This window comes from Streptomyces sp. VRA16 Mangrove soil (assembly GCF_017377775.1).
Taxonomy (GTDB): Bacteria; Actinomycetota; Actinomycetes; order Streptomycetales; family Streptomycetaceae; genus Streptomyces.
Genome location: NZ_JAFVLN010000029.1, coordinates 1 through 19,300, shown reverse-complemented (window position 1 = coordinate 19,300; position 19,300 = coordinate 1). Strand labels below are relative to the sequence as shown.

At 71.2% G+C, this 19,300-nt stretch carries 20 protein-coding genes; 12 read left to right on the top strand and 8 right to left on the bottom strand.

Going from position 1 to position 19,300, the window contains the following annotated elements:
• Nucleotides 1-8: 8 nt before the first annotated feature.
• Both J3486_RS42030 and J3486_RS42025 read right to left on the bottom strand, forming a co-directional pair.
• Complete coding sequence (locus J3486_RS42030) at nucleotides 9-1,409, bottom strand: cytosine permease (RefSeq protein WP_207829494.1); 1,401 nt, start codon at nucleotides 1,407-1,409, stop codon at nucleotides 9-11.
• A 102-nt stretch (nucleotides 1,410-1,511) separates the two neighbouring features.
• Nucleotides 1,512-1,901, bottom strand: coding sequence for a PLD nuclease N-terminal domain-containing protein (locus tag J3486_RS42025; RefSeq protein WP_207829489.1), 390 nt, complete (start codon nucleotides 1,899-1,901; stop codon nucleotides 1,512-1,514).
• A gap of 87 nt (nucleotides 1,902-1,988) precedes the next feature.
• Here J3486_RS42025 and J3486_RS42020 point away from each other — a divergent pair, with 87 nt between their 5' ends.
• On the top strand, nucleotides 1,989-3,449 hold the full coding sequence (locus J3486_RS42020; RefSeq protein WP_207829488.1) for a menaquinone biosynthesis decarboxylase: 1,461 nt from the start codon (nucleotides 1,989-1,991) through the stop codon (nucleotides 3,447-3,449).
• On the top strand, nucleotides 3,446-4,348 hold the full coding sequence (mqnP, locus tag J3486_RS42015; protein WP_207829486.1) for a menaquinone biosynthesis prenyltransferase MqnP: 903 nt from the start codon (nucleotides 3,446-3,448) through the stop codon (nucleotides 4,346-4,348). Before J3486_RS42020 ends, mqnP begins: the two co-directional genes overlap by 4 nt.
• Before the next feature lie 60 nt (nucleotides 4,349-4,408).
• Here mqnP and J3486_RS42010 read toward each other — a convergent pair whose 3' ends face one another.
• Nucleotides 4,409-5,026 (bottom strand): rhomboid family intramembrane serine protease, encoded by a 618-nt coding sequence (locus J3486_RS42010; protein WP_207829485.1) that lies wholly within the window; start codon nucleotides 5,024-5,026, stop codon nucleotides 4,409-4,411.
• A 77-nt stretch (nucleotides 5,027-5,103) separates the two neighbouring features.
• Here J3486_RS42010 and J3486_RS42005 point away from each other — a divergent pair, with 77 nt between their 5' ends.
• Entirely contained in the window at nucleotides 5,104-5,790 is a 687-nt protein-coding gene (locus J3486_RS42005) for a UbiX family flavin prenyltransferase (protein WP_307805175.1), read from the top strand.
• Here the strand turns inward: J3486_RS42005 and J3486_RS44855 are convergent.
• Nucleotides 5,787-5,921 carry a hypothetical protein gene (locus J3486_RS44855; RefSeq protein ID WP_267878292.1) on the bottom strand — a complete coding sequence of 45 codons (135 nt, stop codon included), beginning with the start codon at nucleotides 5,919-5,921 and terminating at the stop codon, nucleotides 5,787-5,789. The two genes, J3486_RS42005 and J3486_RS44855, sit on opposite strands and share 4 nt — an antisense overlap.
• A 135-nt stretch (nucleotides 5,922-6,056) precedes the next feature.
• On the opposite strand from J3486_RS44855, the gene J3486_RS42000 reads away from it, so the two are divergent.
• Complete coding sequence (locus tag J3486_RS42000; RefSeq protein WP_207829482.1) at nucleotides 6,057-6,512, top strand: Lrp/AsnC family transcriptional regulator; 456 nt, start codon at nucleotides 6,057-6,059, stop codon at nucleotides 6,510-6,512.
• Between the two features lie 62 nt (nucleotides 6,513-6,574).
• Nucleotides 6,575-7,738 carry an aminofutalosine synthase MqnE gene (gene mqnE / locus J3486_RS41995; protein ID WP_207829481.1) on the top strand — a complete coding sequence of 388 codons (1,164 nt, stop codon included), beginning with the start codon at nucleotides 6,575-6,577 and terminating at the stop codon, nucleotides 7,736-7,738.
• 61 nt (nucleotides 7,739-7,799) lie between these two features.
• Here mqnE and J3486_RS41990 read toward each other — a convergent pair whose 3' ends face one another.
• Nucleotides 7,800-8,357: a GNAT family N-acetyltransferase gene (locus J3486_RS41990; protein WP_207829473.1), complete on the bottom strand. Its 558-nt coding sequence runs from the start codon at nucleotides 8,355-8,357 to the stop codon at nucleotides 7,800-7,802.
• A gap of 146 nt (nucleotides 8,358-8,503) precedes the next feature.
• Here J3486_RS41990 and J3486_RS41985 point away from each other — a divergent pair, with 146 nt between their 5' ends.
• The 5 genes from J3486_RS41985 to J3486_RS41965 all read left to right on the top strand — a co-directional run bounded on the left by J3486_RS41985 (nucleotide 8,504) and on the right by J3486_RS41965 (nucleotide 12,726).
• Nucleotides 8,504-9,073, top strand: a complete 570-nt coding sequence (locus tag J3486_RS41985) for a DoxX family membrane protein (protein WP_207829471.1) — start codon at nucleotides 8,504-8,506, stop codon at nucleotides 9,071-9,073.
• 129 nt (nucleotides 9,074-9,202) lie between these two features.
• Entirely contained in the window at nucleotides 9,203-9,496 is a 294-nt protein-coding gene (locus tag J3486_RS41980) for a DUF4229 domain-containing protein (protein ID WP_207829469.1), read from the top strand.
• A 408-nt stretch (nucleotides 9,497-9,904) separates the two neighbouring features.
• Entirely contained in the window at nucleotides 9,905-11,224 is a 1,320-nt protein-coding gene (locus J3486_RS41975; protein ID WP_207829467.1) for a dicarboxylate/amino acid:cation symporter, read from the top strand.
• Between the two features lie 118 nt (nucleotides 11,225-11,342).
• Complete coding sequence (locus J3486_RS41970; protein ID WP_207829466.1) at nucleotides 11,343-12,035, top strand: FMN-dependent NADH-azoreductase; 693 nt, start codon at nucleotides 11,343-11,345, stop codon at nucleotides 12,033-12,035.
• A 103-nt stretch (nucleotides 12,036-12,138) separates the two neighbouring features.
• A complete protein-coding gene (locus J3486_RS41965; RefSeq protein WP_207829636.1) occupies nucleotides 12,139-12,726 on the top strand; it encodes a TetR/AcrR family transcriptional regulator in 588 nt (195 codons plus the stop codon).
• On the opposite strand, the gene J3486_RS41960 is transcribed toward J3486_RS41965, so the two are convergent.
• Nucleotides 12,715-13,527 (bottom strand): MaoC family dehydratase, encoded by an 813-nt coding sequence (locus J3486_RS41960; RefSeq protein ID WP_207829638.1) that lies wholly within the window; start codon nucleotides 13,525-13,527, stop codon nucleotides 12,715-12,717. The two genes, J3486_RS41965 and J3486_RS41960, sit on opposite strands and share 12 nt — an antisense overlap.
• Before the next feature lie 229 nt (nucleotides 13,528-13,756).
• Nucleotides 13,757-15,079, bottom strand: coding sequence for a 3-oxoacyl-ACP reductase (locus tag J3486_RS41955; RefSeq protein WP_207829463.1), 1,323 nt, complete (start codon nucleotides 15,077-15,079; stop codon nucleotides 13,757-13,759).
• Between the two features lie 81 nt (nucleotides 15,080-15,160).
• On the opposite strand from J3486_RS41955, the gene J3486_RS41950 reads away from it, so the two are divergent.
• Complete coding sequence (locus J3486_RS41950; protein WP_374194835.1) at nucleotides 15,161-16,471, top strand: acetyl-CoA C-acetyltransferase; 1,311 nt, start codon at nucleotides 15,161-15,163, stop codon at nucleotides 16,469-16,471.
• A 37-nt stretch (nucleotides 16,472-16,508) separates the two neighbouring features.
• Here J3486_RS41950 and J3486_RS41945 read toward each other — a convergent pair whose 3' ends face one another.
• Nucleotides 16,509-17,357: a helix-turn-helix domain-containing protein gene (locus tag J3486_RS41945; RefSeq protein WP_207829459.1), complete on the bottom strand. Its 849-nt coding sequence runs from the start codon at nucleotides 17,355-17,357 to the stop codon at nucleotides 16,509-16,511.
• Nucleotides 17,358-17,577: 220 nt separating this feature from the next.
• On the opposite strand from J3486_RS41945, the gene J3486_RS41940 reads away from it, so the two are divergent.
• The gene (locus tag J3486_RS41940) at nucleotides 17,578-18,990 is read left to right on the top strand and encodes an MFS transporter (RefSeq protein WP_207829458.1); all 1,413 of its coding nucleotides are present in this window, start codon (nucleotides 17,578-17,580) and stop codon (nucleotides 18,988-18,990) included.
• Nucleotides 18,991-19,300: the final 310 nt, after the last annotated feature.

The window sequence follows — 19,300 nt, the reverse complement described above, 5'->3', positions numbered from 1 at the left end:
CGGCCTTTCTAGACGGCGGTGGTGATGTCGGTACGGTCGCGGCGGCGCAGCAGAGCGTAGAGCCCGGCGCCGATGACGAACCCGACCGGGCAGGTCAGATCGCCGACCGCCGGCCAGTTGCTCGGCACCCAGCCGACGAACAGGGTCTGGTTGGAGAACAGCGGCACGGAGACGGCGACGCCGACGAGCAGCGCGACGAGCCCCGCGTGATTGCTGAACGTACGGTCCTGGAGGCGGTCCGCGAGTGCCGTGTCGGGCAGCGCGCGCAGCCAGTGCTCCATCAGGACGACGCCCAGCCAGGGCGCGATCCAGTACGCGATGACCAGCAGGAAGTTCTCGAAGGCGTGCCCGGCGTCGGCGAGCGAGGCCCAGCCCGCGGCCGTGCCGATGGCGCCGACGAGCGCGACGAGGGCGCCGCGGTTCATCCACCGCGGCAGCGTCAGGTCGAGCGAGGAGATGGAGACGGCCGCCGAGTAGACGTTCAGGGTGGCCGCGGCCATCGCGCCCAGGATGATCGCGACGAGCGTGAGGTTGCCGAGCCAGCCCGGCAGCTGCCCGGTGAACGCGTCGGTGGGGGAGGCGTCGGCGGGCGCGGCGAGCGTGGCGGAGGCCGCGCCGATCACCGAGACGACGGCGACCGAGACGAACAGGCCGAGCCCCGCGTACCAGGCGGTGGCCCGGCGCGAGGTGTCGGCGGGGAGGTAGCGGGCGTAGTCGGCGGCGCACGGGTTCCAGCCCGCGGTGAAGCCGAAGCAGGCGCTGAAGGCGAGCATGAACCCGCCGAAGCCGCCGGTGCCCGTGGTGCCGGAGACGTCCGCGTCCTTGAAGATCCACACCCCGGCGAGCAGGAAGATCACGGCGAGGACGGGGAAGGCGTACTGCTCGAAGCGGTGCACCAGGTCGTGCCCGACATAGCCGATGACGACTTCGAGGACGACGAGGATCAGCAGGCTCGGCAGCGGCGCGAGCCCGGTGAGCGAGTTGAGGGCGAAGGCGCCGCCGACGGTGTTCACGGCGAACCAGCCGACACCGGCGACGAACGCGTTCACGGCGGACGGCAGCGCGTTGCCCTGGTGGCCGAAGGAGAGCCGGCCGATCACCATCTGCGGGACGCCGAACCGCGGCCCGTCCGTGGACAGCATCCCGTGGGCCAGCGAGCCGAGGCCCGCGCCGAGCACGAGCGCGGCGACGGCCGGCCAGAAGCTCAGGCCGAACGCGGAGACGGAGAGCACCCCGATGAAGACGGTGGCGAAACCGACCTGGGGCGAGGCCCAGGTCCACAGCAGCTGACGGGGCGAGCCGTGTCGGCGCTCGGGCGGCACGGGGTCGGCCCCGTGGTCCTCTACGGCGATCAGCTTCTCGGCGCCGGTGGCGACTTCGGGCGCGGGGGCATGCGGGGATCTGGACATGGGCCTTTACGGGGGTGGTGCGGGGCGGGGATCAGCTACCAGTGTGCGCTACACCGATCTCCGCCCGTACGGGCCCTTGGTCCCCGGTGACCGGGCCGGGACTCAGTCGAGGTCCTGCTCGCGCTCGCGGCGCTTGAGCTCCTCCTCGCGGCGGCGCAGATCGGCCTCCCAGTCCTTGAGCAGCGCCTCGTCCTTTTTGTTCTCCTCCTTGAGGGAGGCGAGGAACGCCGGGTTGTCGTCCGGCGCGACGTACTGGACCTGGTGGTTGCGGTGCCACTCGGACGGCGTCGACCCGCCGGCCGGGGCGTGCCGGACCTTGCCCGCGACCAGCCAGGCGATCGGACCGATCAGTACTTCGCCGAAGAACAGGATGATGAGCACCCAGACCACCTTCGGCAGCCCCCGCACCTCCTCCTCCGGAGTGTTCAGGCAGTCGATGAACGCGTAGATCCACAGCGCCAGGACCAACAGGAACGGCAAGTAGCGGAGCATGGTGGCGCGATCCCCCAAGATGCGGAAAAGGGCTCACAGGGCCCCCGATGACCGGGCCAGGTTAGCGGTTGCCGGATACTGGAGGGCATGGCTTACGACGATCTTCGCTCCCTGCTCCGGGCGCTGGAGCGCGAGGGCGACCTGAAGCGCATCAAGGCCGAAGTCGACCCGTACCTGGAGGTCGGTGAGATCGTCGACCGGGTGAACAAGGCCGGCGGCCCGGCCCTGCTCTTCGAGAACGTGAAGGGCTCCTCGATGCCCCTCGCGATGAACGTGTACGGCACCGACCGCCGGCTCCTCAAGGCCCTCGGCCTGAAGTCGTACGACGAGATCAGCCAGAAGATCGGCGGTCTGCTCAAGCCCGAACTGCCGCAGGGCTTCGTCGGCATGCGGGAGGCGTTCGGCAAGCTCGGCGCGATGACGCACGTACCGCCGAAGAAGGTGAAGTCCGGCGACGCCCCCGTGCAGGAGGTGGTCCTGACCGGCGACGACGTCGACCTGGACCGGCTTCCGGCGCTGTTCACCTGGCCGGAGGACGGCGGGTCCTTCTTCAATCTGGGCCTGACCCACACGAAGGACCCGGACACGGGCGTGCGCAACCTCGGGCTCTACCGCCTCCAGCGCCACGACAAGCGCACCATCGGCATGCACTGGCAGATCCACAAGGACAGCCGCAACCACTACCAGGTCGCCGCCAAGCGGGGCGAGAAGCTCCCGGTCGCCATCGCCTTCGGCTGCCCGCCGGCCGTGACGTACGCGTCGACGGCGCCGCTGCCCGGTGACATCGACGAGTACCTGCTCGCCGGGTTCATCCAGGGCAAGCGGGTCGAGATGGTCGACTGCAAGACGGTCCCGCTGCAGGTCCCGGCCCACGCCGAGGTCGTCGTCGAGGGCTGGCTGGAGCCGGGCGAGATGCTGCCGGAGGGCCCCTTCGGCGACCACACGGGCTTCTACACGCCGCAGGAACCGTTCCCGGCGCTGAAGATCGACTGCGTGACGATGCGCAAGCGCCCGCTGCTCCAGTCGATCGTGGTCGGCCGTCCGCCGACGGAGGACGGGCCGCTGGGCCGCGCCACGGAGCGCTTCTTCCTGCCGCTCCTGAAGGTGATCGTCCCGGACATCGTCGACTACCACCTGCCGGAGTCGGGCGGCTTCCACAACTGCGCGATCGTCTCGATCGACAAGAAGTACCCGAAGCACGCCCAGAAGGTGATGAGCGCGATCTGGGGCGCGCACATGATGTCGCTGACGAAGCTGATCGTCGTGGTCGACTCCGATTGCGACGTCCACGATCTTCATGAAGTCTCGTGGCGGGCGCTGGGCAACACCGACTACGCCCGCGACCTGATGATCACCGAGGGGCCGGTGGACCACCTGGACCACGCCTCGTACCAGCAGTTCTGGGGCGGCAAGGCGGGTATCGACGCGACGAAGAAGTGGCCCGAGGAGGGCTACACGCGGGACGGAGGCTGGCCCGAGATGGTCGTCTCCGATCCCCGGACGGCGGCCCTGGTGGACCGCCGCTGGAAGGAGTACGGACTGTCGTGAGCAGCGCATCAGCAGCAATCCCGCAGCCGGGACGGACCAAGGCGTTCCTGCGCCTGGTCATGATCGAGCACTCGGTGTTCGCGCTGCCCTTCGCCTACATCGCGTCCCTGACCGCGATGTTCGAGCTGGACAAGAACATCCACTGGGGGCTGCTGCTCCTGGTGACCATCTGCATGGTGGGCCTGCGCACGTTCGCGATGGCGGCGAACCGGATCATCGACCGCGAGATCGACGCCCGTAACCCGCGCACCGCCCACCGCGAACTGGTCACCGGCGCGGTCTCGGTGAAGTCGGCGTGGACGGGCGCGCTCATCGCGCTGGTCGTCTTCCTGGGCGCGGCCGCGCTCCTGAACCCGCTCTGCCTGGCCCTGGCCCCCATCGCGGTGATCCCGATGGTGGTCTATCCGTACGGCAAGCGGTTCACGAACTTCCCGCAGGCGATCCTGGGCCTGGCCCAGGCGATGGGCCCGATCGGCGCCTGGATCGCGATCACGGGGGAGTGGTCCTGGACCGCGGTGATCCTCGGCCTCGCGGTCGGCATCTGGATCGGCGGCTTCGACCTCATCTACGCCTGCCAGGACGTGGAGACCGACCGCGAGGTCGGCGTGAAGTCCGTCCCGGCCCGCTTCGGCATCCCGGCCGCGATCTGGGGCGCGCGCGTCTGCCACACGCTGACGACGGCCCTGTTCGTCTGGTACGCCCTCGTCACCGATGCCGGAACGTTCTTCTGGGTCGGCCTGGTGATCGTCGCGGGAGCCTTCCTCTACGAGCACTCGATCGTCAAGCCCCACGACCTGTCCCGCCTGAACCGGGCGTTCTTCCAGGTCAACGGCTTCATCGGGATCGCGCTCTTCGTGTGCGCGCTGCTCGATCTGCTGGTGCGGGGCCTGACGGTCTAGGACTGGTCGCGGTACGCGGATGAGGGTGGCGGCGCCGAGTGGGTGCCGCCCCCCGGGGCCTCAGGCCGCCGGGAGCCGAGGGCGCCGTCGGCGCGACAGCGCGAACGCCGCCGCCACTCCGGCCATCAGCCCGATCAGATGCCCCTGCCAGCTCACCCCGTCGTTCGTGGGGGAGAGGCCGGCCAGGAACGTCGTGCCCCAGTACGCGGCTATCAGCAGGCCGACCACGATGCCGAGCGGGCGGCGCTCCACGAAGCCGGACAGCACCACGAAGCCGAACAGGCCGAATATCAGGCCCGACGCGCCCGCCGTGTTGGTGTGGTCGGGGGCCACCAGCCACACGCCCAGGCCGTCCGCGACGATGATCAGCGCGCACGCCAGGAAGAAGCGGCGCAGGCCGCCGAGCGCGGCGACGAAGCCGAGGACCAGCAGCGGGATCGAGTTCGCCGCGACATGGGCGAAGCCGAAGTGGATGAAGGACGCCGGGACGACGTCGATCAGCTCGGAGGGCTCGCGCGGCTGTATGCCGAAGCTGTCGAGGGCGTGGCCCGATACCACGTCGATCACTTCGAGCAGCCACAGCAGGGCCACCCAGCCGACCATCACCTTGCCGGCCGCGAGTGCGCGATCGCCCGCGCTCCACTGCTGCTCCGTGCGCTTCCCTGTTTCGTACGTCATCTCGTCCCCCCCACTCGCAGAACGCCCTCGGCCCCTGCTCAAGTTCCCTCTTGAGCATGCCGGATAGGCTCGGGTGTGTGGAGCACGTCAACGCAAGCAGCCGCATCCCCTGGGTCGTCGGGGTGTCCGGCGCCTCCGGAACCCCGTACGCCGCGTCCGTGCTGCGTGCGCTGATCGACGCCGGTGAGGCCGTCGACCTGGTCGTCTCGCGGGCCTCGCGGCTCACGCTCCTGGACGAGACCGGTATCTCGTTCCGGGACGCGCACTGGCACGAGGACCTCACCCAGTGGCTGGCGCGGGGCGCCGACGGGAAGCCGGGGACGTTCGGCGGGCTCGATCTGAGCGACGTGCGGTACTGGCCGGCCGGTGACCTCGGTGCCGGGCCGTCCTCCGGGTCGTACCCGGTCAAGGGCATGATCATCGTGCCCGCTTCGACGGCGTGCGTGGCCGGTGTGGCGCTCGGTCTCTCGAAGGACCTGCTGCAGCGGGCGGCGAGCGTGACACTGAAGGAACGGCGGCCGCTGATCGTCGCCGTGCGCGAGACGCCGCTGAGCGGGCAGACGCTCAAGCACCTGGTGTCGCTGGACGAGGCGGGCGCGGTCGTGCTGCCCGCCTCACCGGCGTTCTACGCGGGGGCGACGCACATCCAGGATCTGGTGGACTTCGTCGCGGGGCGGGCGCTGGACGCGGCAGGAGTGCCGCACACGCTGTACCGCCGATGGGAGGGGGAGCTGGGGGGAGGCTCTCGTGAGCGCCGGGATTAGCGCTTCTTGTGGCGTGCGGCGGGCTTCTTCGCCGCGCGGGCCTCGGTCGTGGCGGGCTGGTGGACACGGGAACGATTGGCCTCGTCCTGCATCGCGCGCATGCGGGCGTAGGCCATCTCGATCGTGAACACGGTGACGACTCTCCTGAAGATCTCTGACGAAGCTGTGGAAACTGAGCTTTAGAAATTGTGGGGTGTTGGCCCCGCACGCCTTAGATTCTATACGTAAACTCGCGTCAACGCTGAACAATGAAAGGCTTTGGACCTATGGACGCCGTGGACAGGCAGCTCATCCAGGCCCTGCGCGAGAACGGCCGCGCCTCGTATGCGGAGTTGGGCCGGCTCGTCGGCCTGTCGGGACCCAGCGTCACGGACCGCATCAACCGTCTTGAGGCCGCCGGCGTGATCACCGGCTACCGCGCCACCGTCGACTCCGCCTCGCTCGGACTCGGCGTCACCGCCCTGATCGGCATCTCGCTCTCCGACGCGGCCGACCACGAGGACGTCGCGCGCCGCCTGAAGGACCTGCACGAGATCGAGGACTGCTGGTTCATCGCGGGCGACGACTCGTACATGCTCAAGGTGCGGGCCAGCGACGTCGACGGCCTGGAGAAGACGATCCGCCGGCTGAGCGGGACGAAGGGTGTGTCCCGTACGCGCACCACGATCGTGCTCTCCACGAAGTGGGAGAACCGGGTCGGGGAGCTTCCCGAAGAGGTGTGAGACCCGGGGCGTACGGTGGACCCGACTCTTATGGGTCTCTTGAGTTGAGGAGAGGTACGGGCATGGACGCAGGGCTCAAGCGCGAGCTGGAGCAGAAGGTCAGGGACGGTGATCGGCTGTCCCGCGAGGACGGCATCGCGCTCTACGAGTCGGACGACCTGGCCTGGCTCGGCGGCCTCGCGCACGAGGTGCGTACCCGCAAGAACGGCGACGTGGTGCACTTCAACGTCAACCGTCACCTCAACATGACGAACGTCTGCACCGCCTCGTGCGCCTACTGCTCGTTCCAGCGCAAGCCGGGCGAGAAGGACGCGTACACGATGCGCATCGAGGAGGCGGTCAAGCTCGCCAAGGCGATGGAGTCGGAGAACCTGACGGAACTCCACATCGTCAACGGCCTGCACCCGAACCTGCCGTGGCGCTACTACCCGCGGTCCCTGAAGGCGCTCAAGGAGGCCCTGCCGAACGTCGGGCTCAAGGCGTTCACGGCCACCGAGATCCACCACTTCGAGAAGATCTCGGGTCTGTCGGCCTCCGACATCCTCGACGAGCTGATCGAGGCCGGTCTGGAGTCGCTGACCGGCGGCGGCGCCGAGATCTTCGACTGGGAGATCCGGCAGCACATCGTCGACCACGACACCCACTGGGAGGACTGGTCGCGCATCCACCGGCTCGCGCACGAGAAGGGCCTCAAGACCCCGAGCACCATGCTCTACGGGCACATCGAGGAGCCCCGCCACCGCGTCGACCACGTGCTGCGCCTGCGTGAACTGCAGGACGAGACCGGCGGCTTCCAGGTCTTCATCCCGCTGCGCTACCAGCACGACTTCGTGGACATGAAGGACGGAAAGGTCCGCAACCGCCTGCAGGAGCGGACCACCATGGCCACCGGCGCCGAGGCGCTGAAGACCTTCGCGGTCTCGCGGCTGCTGTTCGACAACGTCCCGCACGTGAAGTGCTTCTGGGTCATGCACGGTCTGCACACCACGCAGCTCGCGCTCCAGCACGGCGCCGACGACATGGACGGCTCGGTCGTCGAGTACAAGATCACGCACGACGCCGACAACTACGGCACGCCGAACAAGCTGACCCGCGAGGACCTGCTGGACCTCATCCGGGACGCCGGGTTCCGGCCCGTCGAGCGGAACACCCGCTACGAGATCATTCGCGAGTACGAGGGTGCCGATCCGGCCCGCCGGGACTCGCCGCAGCCCATGCGGGTCTGAGTTCTCGCCGCTGTGCCCGTGGCCCCGGTCCGCTCCGTGCGGACCGGGGCCTTTGCGCGTGTCACAGGGGCAGCATCATGTGGATGTCGTCGCGGTCGTCGCCCGGGGCCACCCTGATCGCGCCCGGGACGCGGCCGACCTCCTTGTAGCCGCACGCCGCGTAGAAGGTGTCCGCGCCCGTGCCGCCCCGGCAGGTCAGGCGCAGGGCCTCGATGCCGTCGAAGCCGCGGGCCGCCTCCTGCGCCGCCGCCATCAGCGCGCGGCCGTACCCCTTGCCCTGGTGCGCGGGGTGGACCATCACCGTGTAGAGCCACAGGTGGTGCTTCATCAGGCGGTGCGGGTTGTACGTGAGGAACGCCGTCGCCGCGACGGCGCCGTCCTCGGTGCGGCCGACCAGCAGCCGGGTGCCGCCCTCCGCCATCCTCGCGAAGTGCTTCACCAGCTCGGGGCGTATGTCGTCCGGGGTGACCGGCGGGACGAAGCCGACGGCCCCGCCCGCGTTCGAGACGTCCGCCCACAGGGCGAGCGCGCCGTCGCGGAGTGCGGGGGTGACGGAGGGGTCGAGATCGAAGTGCAGGGGAACCTGGTGCGTGTCGTGCGTGTCGTGCGTGTGGCGCATGCGGGCGAGCGTAGACGGGGCGCGGCCACTGGTGACGTTCGGACGTCCGGTTCGGGACCTTCAGCCATAGGGACCGGATAAAGCGGAGGCGTAGCTTGTGAATGTATTCACGAGCGACTGAACGCCTTACGGAAGAAGGTCCCGCCATGGCTCTCCACACCCCGGAACGCCGGACCGCCGCCGGTGCCCCGCGCCGTCACGCAGGCAGCCAGGACGGCATCGTCGTCCGCTCGGCGGCCGCCCGTGGCACGCTCGCCGCAGCCCGCGTCCTGGTCGGCTTCTACTTCCTGTGGGCGTTCCTCGACAAGACCTTCGGCTTCGGGAAGTCGACCCCGTCGAGCGGGAGCTGGCTGAACGGCGGGCACCCCACCGAGGGCTTCCTGCTGCACGGCACCACCGGCCCCTTCGCCCACATGTTTGACTCGGTCGCCGGCACCTGGTGGCTCGACACCCTCTTCATGCTCGGCCTGCTCGGGGTGGGCCTCGCGATGATCCTCGGCATCGGCATGCGGGTCGCCGCGGGCGCGGGCACGCTGATGATGGCCTTCATGTGGCTGGTCACCCTGTGGCCCGGTACCAACCCCTTCATGGACGACCACTGGATGATCGCCCTGGTGCTGCTGATCACCGCGGCCACCGGCGCGGGCAGCTACTTCGGCCTCGGGAAGGCATGGGCCCGGCTGCCGCTCGTCCGCAAGAACCGCTGGCTGATCTGAGCCGATCCGGGGCCCGTGGCCCCCGCCGACTCCGAGCGCTCCTCCGCGTGCTTCACTGGAGGAGCGCTCGTCCTGTAAGAGCGATAAGAGAACCTTTTCGGAATCTTCGGAACGGAAGAGTGGGTTGGCATGTTCCGCTACACGCTGATGCGTCTCGGGGTCTTCGTGGGCTGCTTCCTCGCCGTCTGGGGTCTCGTCGCCGTCGGCATCGTCCCCAGCGGCATCGGCGGCTCGTACTGGCTGTGGATCGCCCTGCTCGCCCTCGTGATCTCGGCGCCGCTCAGCTTCGTGCTGCTGCGCGGGGAGCGCGACCGGGCCTCCGAGAAGATCGTCGCCCGCGTCGACCGCGCGAAGGCGAACATGGAGGCCAACCGCTCCATGGAGGACGAGGCGGACGACGCCGCCCGCGCCCAGGGTGCGTGAGTCCCGTGTGAGCCCCGTGTGAGCTCCGCGTAAGTTACGTCACAGCAGGCTCCGGCCCCGGCACCGTATCGGTGCCGGGGCCGCCTGCGTTTTCAAGGTAAATCAGGCTTAAGGGGCATACGTACGCGTCGCGTGACCCAAAGAACCCCTTTGATATCCCCAAAGCGCTGGTGTTAACGTGCTTGTCATGAAGACATCAGCAGCGCACCGGAAGGCCATGGGCGTCACGCTCGTGGAGCGCCTGCATGTCGATCTCTGCCGCTGCATGTCCGCGGCCTGTCGCGCCTGATCGCGACGACCCTTTCGGCCGGCCCCGGCCCGATGCAGTGGCGCCGTTGACCTCATCTCGCGGTCGCCGCTCCTGTACGTCCCCCTGAAAACCCCGCGCGTCCTCACTGGAGTGCCTCCGTGTCCGCGAACACCCCCGCAGCCGAGCAGAAGCCCGGCTTCCGTATACCGAAGATCCCGTTCTGGGCGCAGGTCCTGCTGGGCCTCGTCGTCGGTCTGGTCCTCGGCTACGTCGCCCGTACCGCCGACGTGTCCTGGCTCGGTACGACCCTGGAGAAGGTCGGCAGCATCTTCGTCCAGCTCCTGAAGCTGGCCGTCGCCCCGCTGGTCTTCTTCGCGATCCTCGTGTCGATCACCAACCTGCGGAAGGTCGACAACGCGGCCCGGCTCGCCGGCCGCACCCTCCTCTGGTTCATGATCACGTCGCTGATCGCGGTCGTCATCGGCCTCGCCATCGGCCTGCTCACCAACCCGGGCAACGGCACGTCGCTGTCGGCCAAGGACGCCGCGAAGCCGGAGACCCAGGGCTCCTGGATCGACTTCCTCACCGGCATCATCCCGACCGACGTCATCACGCCGTTCACCGAGCTGAACGTGCTGCAGATCGTCTTCATCGCCGTCGTCGCCGGTATCGCGATCCTCAAGGTCGGCGAGAAGGCCGCCCCGGTCCTCACGCTCTCCGAGTCCATCCTGGAGCTGCTGCAGAAGGCCCTGTGGTGGGTCATCAAGCTCTCCCCGATCGGCTCGGCCGGCCTCATCGGCAACGCGATCGTCCAGTACGGCTGGGACCTGATCGGCAAGTACGCGACCTTCACCGCCGACATCTACATCGGCTGCGCCCTGGTCCTGTTCGGCGTCTACCCGCTGCTGCTCTCGACCGTGGGCAAGCTCAACCCGCTCCAGTTCTTCAAGGGCGCCTGGCCCGCGATCCAGCTGGCGTTCGTCTCCCGCTCCTCGGTCGGCACCATGCCGGTCACCCAGCAGTCCGCGATCCGTCTGGGCGTTCCGAAGGACTACGCCTCCTTCGCCGTCCCGTTCGGCGCGACCACGAAGATGGACGGCTGCGCCGCGATCTACCCGGCGATCGCCGCGATCTTCGTCGCGAACTTCTTCGACGTCCAGATGGGCGTCAAGGAGTACCTGCTCATCGCCTTCGTCTCGGTGATCGGCTCCGCCGCCACCGCCGGTCTCACCGGTGCGACGGTCATGCTCACCCTGACCCTCTCCACGCTCGGCCTCCCGCTGGAGGGCGTCGGTCTGCTCCTCGCGATCGACCCGATCCTCGACATGATGCGCACGGCCACGAACGTGGCGGGCCAGGCCCTGGTCCCGGTGATCGTCGCCTCCCGCGAGAAGATCCTCGACCGCGAGGCCTACGACAACGCGACCGCGTCTCCGGTGGAGGAGCCGCAGGCCGTGGCCGTGACCGCCGCCGCCTGACGTCCCCCGGCTCCCACCCCCGACACCGCACCCCGCCTCCCCGTCCCGGGAGGCGGGATGCGGTGGTTTCTTTACGGAAGGGCGGTCACCTTTCGGCGGCCGGTCCCGTCGTCCGTGCATGACGGACAAGAAGACTTCGCACACCCGACTGCTGCTGCGGCTCGACGCGGGCGCGCACGACAGCGACGCATCGGTGACCCGCGGGCTCAGCGCGCTCTTCGCCCGCCGGTGGCAGGCGGCACACCCCGGCGCACGGCACCGCTACCGCGACCTCGTCGCGGAACCCGTTCCGCTGATCGACACGTCGTACTGCGCCTTCGGCCGGAAGGTGGAGCGGTACCAGGACCTGCCCGCCGACGGGCCGACCGGGCTCGTCGAGAGCGCCGCGGAGGCGCGGGTGTGGGCCATGACCCGCCCGTACGTCGATGAACTCGCCGCCGCCGACACCGTCGTGATCGGCGCCCCGCTCTACAACTATTCGGTCTCCGCGCATCTGAAGGCGTGGATCGACCGGGTGGCGTTCCCCGGCGCCTTCACCGATCCGTCGACCGGCCGCAGCCGGCTGGCGAGGACGCGCGTGGTGGTGATCTCCGCGCGGGGCGGCGACCCCGCCGACGGGCGGGACTTCCAGACACCGTGCCTGCGGGCCTGGTTCCGGCGGCTCGGAGTGACGGACGAGCGGCTGCACTTCGTGCAGGCCGACCGGACCCTCGCCACGCTGGTGCCGCACCTCGCCGGGGAACGGGAGCGCGCCGCCGCATCCCTCGGCGCGGCTCGGGAACGGGTCGGGGCGCTGGCCTGCGTAGGCTGAGCGGGTACGGCGTTCGGGGAGAAGGGCGGCAGGGGTGGGTGGCGTGAAGGCCGGGCAGGACGGGCGGGCGAAGCGGCTGCCGCGGGCCGAGCGGGAGCGGCAGATGCTGGACGCCGCGGTGCGGGTCTTCGGGGAGCGGGGCTACCGGGCCGCCTCCATGGACGAGATCGCCGAACTCGCCGGTGTCTCGAAGCCCTTGGTGTACCTGTACCTGAACTCGAAGGAAGAGCTGTTCACCGCCTGCATCCGCCGGGAGGCGGCCGCGCTGATCGGCGCGGTGCGGGCCGGGGTGCGCACCGGCGTCCCCGCGGACCAGCAGCTCTGGGACGGGCTCACCGCCTTCTTCACGCACACCGCCGAGCGCCCCGACGGGTGGGCGGTGCTGCACAGCCAGGCCCGTTCGGGCGGCGAGCCGTTCGTGGCCGAGGTCGCTCTGATGCGGGACGAGATCGTCGCCTTCGTGACCTCGCTGATCGCCGAGGCGGCCCGGGCGGCGCACGGCGACCCCGAGCTCGCCGAGCGGGAGGTCGCGGGCCTCGCCCAGGCGCTGGTCGGCGCCGCCGAGGCGCTGGCCGGCTGGGCCAACACCGATCCGACCGTCTCCGCCAGGGAAGCCGCGACGACCATGATGAACTTCGCCTGGTCCGGGCTCGGCAACCTGATGGACGGGCAGCGCTGGTCAGACCGTTAGCGGGGTGACCTCGCCCGTGACGTGCACCCGGTCGCCCCGCGCGGCCCGCAGCGCGAACGCCGGGCCCTCGGCCGCGTAGACCACCGTCCCGGGCAGCAGCACCGGGGCCTTGAACCGCGTCTGTACGCGGACGGGCCCGGCCGCCCCGAACTCCGCCAGGCACCGGGCCACCGTCCACATGCCGTGCGCGATGGCGCGGGGGAAGCCGAAGACGCGGGCGGTGAGCGGGTGCAGATGGATGGGGTTGCGGTCGCCGGACGCGGCGCCGTAGCGGCGGCCCAGGTCGCCGGGCAGGTGCCATTCGGCGAGCGGGGGCAGGGGCGTGCCGGGTTCCGTGGCGGGTGGCGCCGGTGTCGTCGTCCGGTGCCGGGCCAGGTAGGTGCTCGTCGACTCCCACACGGGTGTCGCAGCGCCGTCCGCGGCCCGCAGCTCCGTGCTCACCGCCGCCTGCGTGCCGCGGTGGTGCGGGCGCAACTCCGGGATGCGGACGGTCAGTTCGTAGCGGGTGGCCGGGTCCAGGTCCTGTCGCTGGGTGATCTCGATCGACGTGTGCACCAGGCCGAGCAGCGGGAGCGGGAACCGGCGTGCCGACATCAGCCGCATCGCCAGCGGGAAGCCCAGGACGTGCGGGTAGGTGACGGGGAGCCCGGCGTGGCCGGTGGGGAAGGCGCAGACACGCTCGTACGCGGCGAGGTGCTCCGCGGTGACCTGCAGATCGGGGAGGCGGGCCGCTGTGCCGGGCAGCGGGGCGTCCGGGCGGGGGTGCCGTTTGAAGGGGGAGAGGGCGGCGCCGCGCAGCATGGAGGGGAGGAGCGGGGTGGTCGTCACGGGGTCTCTCTTCGGGGGTGGGTGGTCAGGAGGGTCTCGCCGCAGGGGTGTCGGGGCGGGGGCGGCCGCAGGCCGGTGGGGCTTCTCGCGCCGTTCCCCGCGCCCCTGACGGCATGCGCCGCGCGCAACCTTCCCGTCAGGGGCGCGGCCGGCCCTCACCGAAGCCGCGCCCGACCCGCGGACCCCACCGGCAACGGCGCGTTCACGCCCCCAGCAGCGACTGCCCGCACACCCGGACGACCTGGCCGTTCACCGCGCCGGAACCCGGGGACGCGAACCAGGACGTCGTTTCCGCCACGTCGACCGGAAGTCCGCCCTGCGCAAGGGAGTTCATCCGGCGGCCCGCCTCCCGGATGAAGAGCGGGACCGCCGCCGTCATCTTCGTCTCGATGAATCCGGGCGCGACCGCGTTCACCGTCACCCCGTGCTCGGCCAGCGCCCGCGGGGCGAGCGAGCGGACGAGGCCGACGATGCCCGCCTTGCTGGCCGCGTAATTGGTCTGCCCGGCGTTGCCCGCGATCCCGGCGATGGAGGCCGTCGCCACGACGGCCCCGCCGCGCCGGACGGCCCCGGCGTCGAGCAGCGTGTCCGTGGTGCGCAGCACGCTCGCCAGGTTGACCTCCAGGACCGAACTCCAGCGCTCCGCGGGCATGTTGGCGAGCCGCCGGTCGCGGGTGATGCCCGCGTTGTGCACCAGCACGTCCAGGCCGTCGGGCACGAACGCGGCGATCCGCTCGCCCGCGTCGTCCGCCGTGATGTCCAGCGGCAGCGCCCGCCCCCCGAGCGGCTCCGCGACCTTCTTCAGGTCGTCGGCGGCGGACGGCACGTCGAGGAGGACGACCTCGGCCCCGTCCCGTACGAGCGTCTCGGCGACGGCCCGGCCGATCCCGCGGGCCGCGCCGGTGATCAGCGCGGTGCGCCCGGCGAGCGGCCGGTCCCAGTTCTCCGGTGCGGGCAACTCGCTCTCGCCACCTGCGACTTCCACGACCTGGCCGCTGACATAGGCCGACTTCGGCGACAGCAGGAAGCGCAGCGTCGACTCGGCGCCCGCCACGGGCCCCGCGACCCGCACCAGGTTCACGGTCCGCCCGCGCCCGATCTCCTTGCCCAGGGAGCGGACGAACCCCTCCAGGCCCTGCTGCACCGCCGCCTGGTGGTGGTCGTCGGCCGACGGTGGCGCTCCGAGCACCACCACGCGCCCGCCCGCCGCCACCGACCGCACCACCGGATGCAGGGCCGCGTGCACCTCGCCGAGCGCCGCCACGTCGGCGACCCCGGTGGCGTCGACGACGACCGCGCCGGGGCGCTCCGAAGCCCGTACGACATCGGGACCGGTGCCCGCGAGCAGCGCCCCGAGCTCCTTCTCGTACGCGGACGTACCCGCCGTGACGTGCAGCAATTCGCCGTCCAGCGTGGGGTGGCCGGGGCTGAAGCGGCGCAGTGGCGCGGGCTGGGGCAGGCCGAGGCGCTTGGTGAGGAAGCGGCCGGGGGCCGTGCCGGTGAAGTTCAGATAGCGGTCGGCCATTGTCCAACTCCCTGCGCGGTCGTAAATTTACTTCGGAGTAAGGTTACTCAGTAGTCAGGAGTTGTCGAGATGTCCTCAGGGATGCCTTCAGGGGAAATCCCGCGCCGCGTCGCCGTCGTCGCGGGCAGCCGTATCCCGTTCGCGCGCTCCGACGGCCCGTACGCGACGGCCTCCAACCAGGAGATGCTGACGGTCGCGCTCGACGGTCTCGTGGGCCGCCTCGCGCTCCACGAGCCGGGCGCCGTGGGCGAGTTCGTGGCCGGAGCCGTCCTCAAGCACAGCCGGGACTTCAACCTGGCACGCGAGACCGTGCTCGGCTCGGGGCTGGACCCGCGCACCCCCGCGTACGACATCCAGCAGGCCTGCGGCACGGGTCTGCAGGCCGTGATCGCCGCCGCCAACAAGATCGCCCTCGGCCAGACCGAGAGCGCGATCGCGGGCGGCTCGGACACGGCGAGCGACGCCCCGCTCGGCGTCAACGACGAGCTGCGCCGCATTCTGCTGGAGGCCCGCCGCGCCAAGTCCACGGGCGCCCGGCTCCAGGCCCTCGCCCGGATCAGGCCCCGCCACCTCGTCCCCGACATCCCGCGCAACGCCGAGCCGCGCACCGGCCTGTCGATGGGCGAGCACGCCGCCGTCACGGCCCGCGCGTGGGGCATCACCCGGGAGGCGCAGGACGAACTGGCCGCCACCAGCCACCGGCGGCTCGCGGCGGCGTACGACCGCGGGCTCCTGGGCGAACTGGTCGTGCCCTACAAGGGACTTGAGCGCGACCAGAATCTCCGCCCCGGCTCCACGGCCGAGAAACTCGCCACGCTCAAGCCGGTGTTCGGGACCGACGGGCCGAACCCGACCATGACGGCCGGCAATTCGACTCCGCTCACCGACGGCGCCGCCGTCGTGCTGCTGGCGAGCGAGGAGTGGGCGCAGGCGCGCGGCCTCGAACCGCTGGCGTATCTGACCGCGTACGAGAGTGCCGCGGTGGATTTCGTCGGAGACGAATCGGGCAGGCGCGGTGTGCACGGCGACGTGGCCGGTGACAGGGGCGACGGGCTGCTGATGGCGCCCGCCCATGCCGTGCCGCGGATGCTGGAGCGGGCCGGGCTCGGCATCGAGGACTTCGACCTGTTCGAGGTGCACGAGGCGTTCGCCTCGCAGGTCCTCGCGACGCTCGCCGCCTGGGAGAAGCAGGGCCTCGCCCCGGTCGACCGGGAACGGCTCAACGTCGCCGGGTCCTCCCTCGCCACCGGCCACCCGTTCGCGGCGACCGGCGCCCGCATCGTCGCCACCCTCGCCACACTCCTTGCGGAGAGGGGCGGTTCGGGCCGGGGCCTCATCTCCATCTGCGCCGCGGGCGGCCAGGGGGTGACGGCGATCCTCGAACGCCCCTAGGGCGTGGATCGAAAGTCGCCCTAGGGCGCGGATCGCCCTAACGGTTCAGCGGGTCCAGCTTCAGCATGGCCTCCTCGTCGGGCGAGTCCTCGGCCGCCTGGTACGCCACCAGGCGCTGGCCGCCCGTCCTGGCCAGTTGCATGACCTCGTACGTGAGCGTCATCGCGCCCACCTTCGGGTGGGCGTACGTCTTGGTGCCGCCGCTGCGCTCGTCCACCTCGTAGCGGTCCCAGATACGGGTGAACTCCGGTGACTTCAGCAGGAGTTCACCGACGAGGGTGGTCAGTCGCGGGTCGTCGGGGTCGGAGCCCGCGATGGCCCGCAGATGCGCCACGGAGGCGCTGACCGTCTCCTCCCACGGCACGTACAGCTCCCGGCCGACCGGGTGCAGGAAGAGATACCGGGTGATGCTGCGCCGCTCGGCCGGCCAGTCCCACAGGCCTGGCATCAGGGCGCGGCCCGCCGGGTTCGCGGCCAGCATGTAGTTGTAGCGGTTGACGACGTACGCGGGCATCGGGCGCAGCGCCTCCAGCATCCGCAGCACCGAAGGACGCACCGTGTCGTCGTCGGTGGGGCGGAGCCCGGAAGCGTCGGCGGAGCGGCCCGAGGCCAGCTCGGCCAGGTCGTGGAGGCGCTCGTAGGCGTCGCCGCGCAGGCGCAGCGCCCGGCCGATGGCGTCGATCACGGCGGGTGACGGGTTCGTCTCGCGGCCCCGCTCAAGGCGCGTGTAGTAGTCGACGCTGACCCCGGAGAGCGTGGCGAGCTCCTCGCGGCGCAGGCCCGGGGTGCGGCGCAGCCCGGTGCCCGCCGGCAGCCCGACGTCGGCCGGGGTGACCTGCCCCCTGCGCGCCCGCAGATACCTGCCCAATTCCGTGGTCTCAGCCATGTGTTCCATTCTCCACGGTCACGGCGTCCCGTGAGGGGGTGTGTCAGGGCCAGGAACGCCGCACCCCGGTGAACCGCGGCCTGCCACCTTTCCCTCGCCGGTCCCAGAGTGGATGGCGTAGCGAGTGGCCGGGGGCCGAGGTCCCAGGGAGTGCACGTCACAGGTCCGCGGTCCGCGGCCCCCGCCCGCTCGCCCGCCCCTTCTCGACCAGGAGACCCGAGTGACCACCACCGCTCTTCGCCCGGCCACCAGCCGCCCTGAGGCGCCCCCCGTGCCCGGCGCCCGCCGCACACCCCCGGCCGCCGTCGCCCTCGTCGCCGCCCTCCTCGGCTTCACCGTCATCACCATCGACGTGTCCGCCGTGAACATCGCCCTGCCCGGCATCCGGGACTCGCTGCGCGGCGGCATGACGGGCCTGCAGTGGGTCGTCGACGCCTACACCCTCCTGTTCGCCGGCCTGATGCTCTCCGCCGGCGCCCTCGCCGACCGGGCCGGAGCCCGCCGCGCCTACGCGTTCGGCGTCGGCCTGTTCACCCTCGCCTCCCTGGCCTGCGGGCTCGCCCCCGGCATCGGCGCGCTGATCGCGGCGCGCGTGGTGCAGGGCGCGGCGGCCGCCGTCGTCATGCCGGCCTCGCTGGCCCTGATCCGGCAGGCGTACGACGACGCGCGGCACCGGGCGCGGGCCATCGCGCTGTGGACGGTCGGCGGCTCGGTCGCGATGGCGGCGGGCCCGGTCCTCGGCGGCGTCCTCACCGAGACGGTCGGCTGGCGGGCCGTGTTCTTCCTGAACCTGCCCGTCGGCGCGGCCATCCTGGCCCTGCTCGTCAAGGTCGCCCCGTCGCCGCGCCGCCCCGCCCCCATCGACGTCCCCGGCCAGGTCACCGCCGTCCTCACCCTCGCCGGACTGACCTTCGCGGTGATCGAGGGCGGGCACGCGGGGTGGACGTCGGCTCCGGTCCTCGGTTCGCTGGCGCTCGCCGTGGTCTGCGCCGTCACGTTCTACGCGGTCGAGAAGCGGCACCGCGCCCCGGTCGTCCCGCTCGCGATGCTCCGGCAGCGCACGGTCGCCGTCTCCCTCGCCATCGGCTTCGCCGTGAACCTCGCCTTCTACGGCCTGGTCTTCCTGCTCGGCCTCTACCTCCAGCAGGCGCGCGGCATGTCGGCCCTGTCCGCCGGACTGGTCTTCGTCCCGCTCTCGGTGATCATCACCTCGACGAACCTGATCTCCCCGCGCACGGCCGAGCGCATCGGCCGCCGGCCCGTCATCGTGATCGGCCAACTGGTGCTCTCCCTGGCCATGTTCGTCCTGCTGCCGCTGACCGCCGGTACGCCGATGTGGCTGGTGCTGCTGCTCCTGGTGCCGACGGGGCTCGGCGGGGCGTTCGCCGTCCCGGCGCTCACCGCGCTCCTCATGGACTCCGTCCCCGGCCCGCGCGCCGGGATCGCCTCGGGCCTCCTGAACGCCCTGCGCCAGACCGGCGGTGCGCTGGCCGTGGCCCTGTTCGGAGCGCTGGTCGCCCAGGGCGACACCTTCTCCCTCACCGGGATGCGGGTCAGCCTGGTCGTCGCGGGGAGCGTGCTGCTGGTGACGTCGGTGCTGGCGGCGCTGCTGCTGCCGGGGAAGGGGGAGTGACGGCGGGGTTCGTCGCCGGGTGCGGGTGGTGTGTGGCCGGTCGCGCCCCGCGGCGCAGCCCCATATCGATACAGCCCCGCGCCCCTGAAGCATGCGCTGCGTGCAGCTTCCCCATCGGGGAGATGCCGCACCGAAGGTGCGCCTCTCAGGGGCGCGGGGGCGTGCCCGTCAGCGGCTCCGCCGCGCGGCGCGACCGGCCACGACGCAACCCGCACCCGCACCCGCACCCGCACCCGCTCCCGCTCCCGCTCCCGCACCCGCTCCCGCACCCCCACCCGGCCCCCCCCCCCGCCCCCCCCCCCCCCCCCCC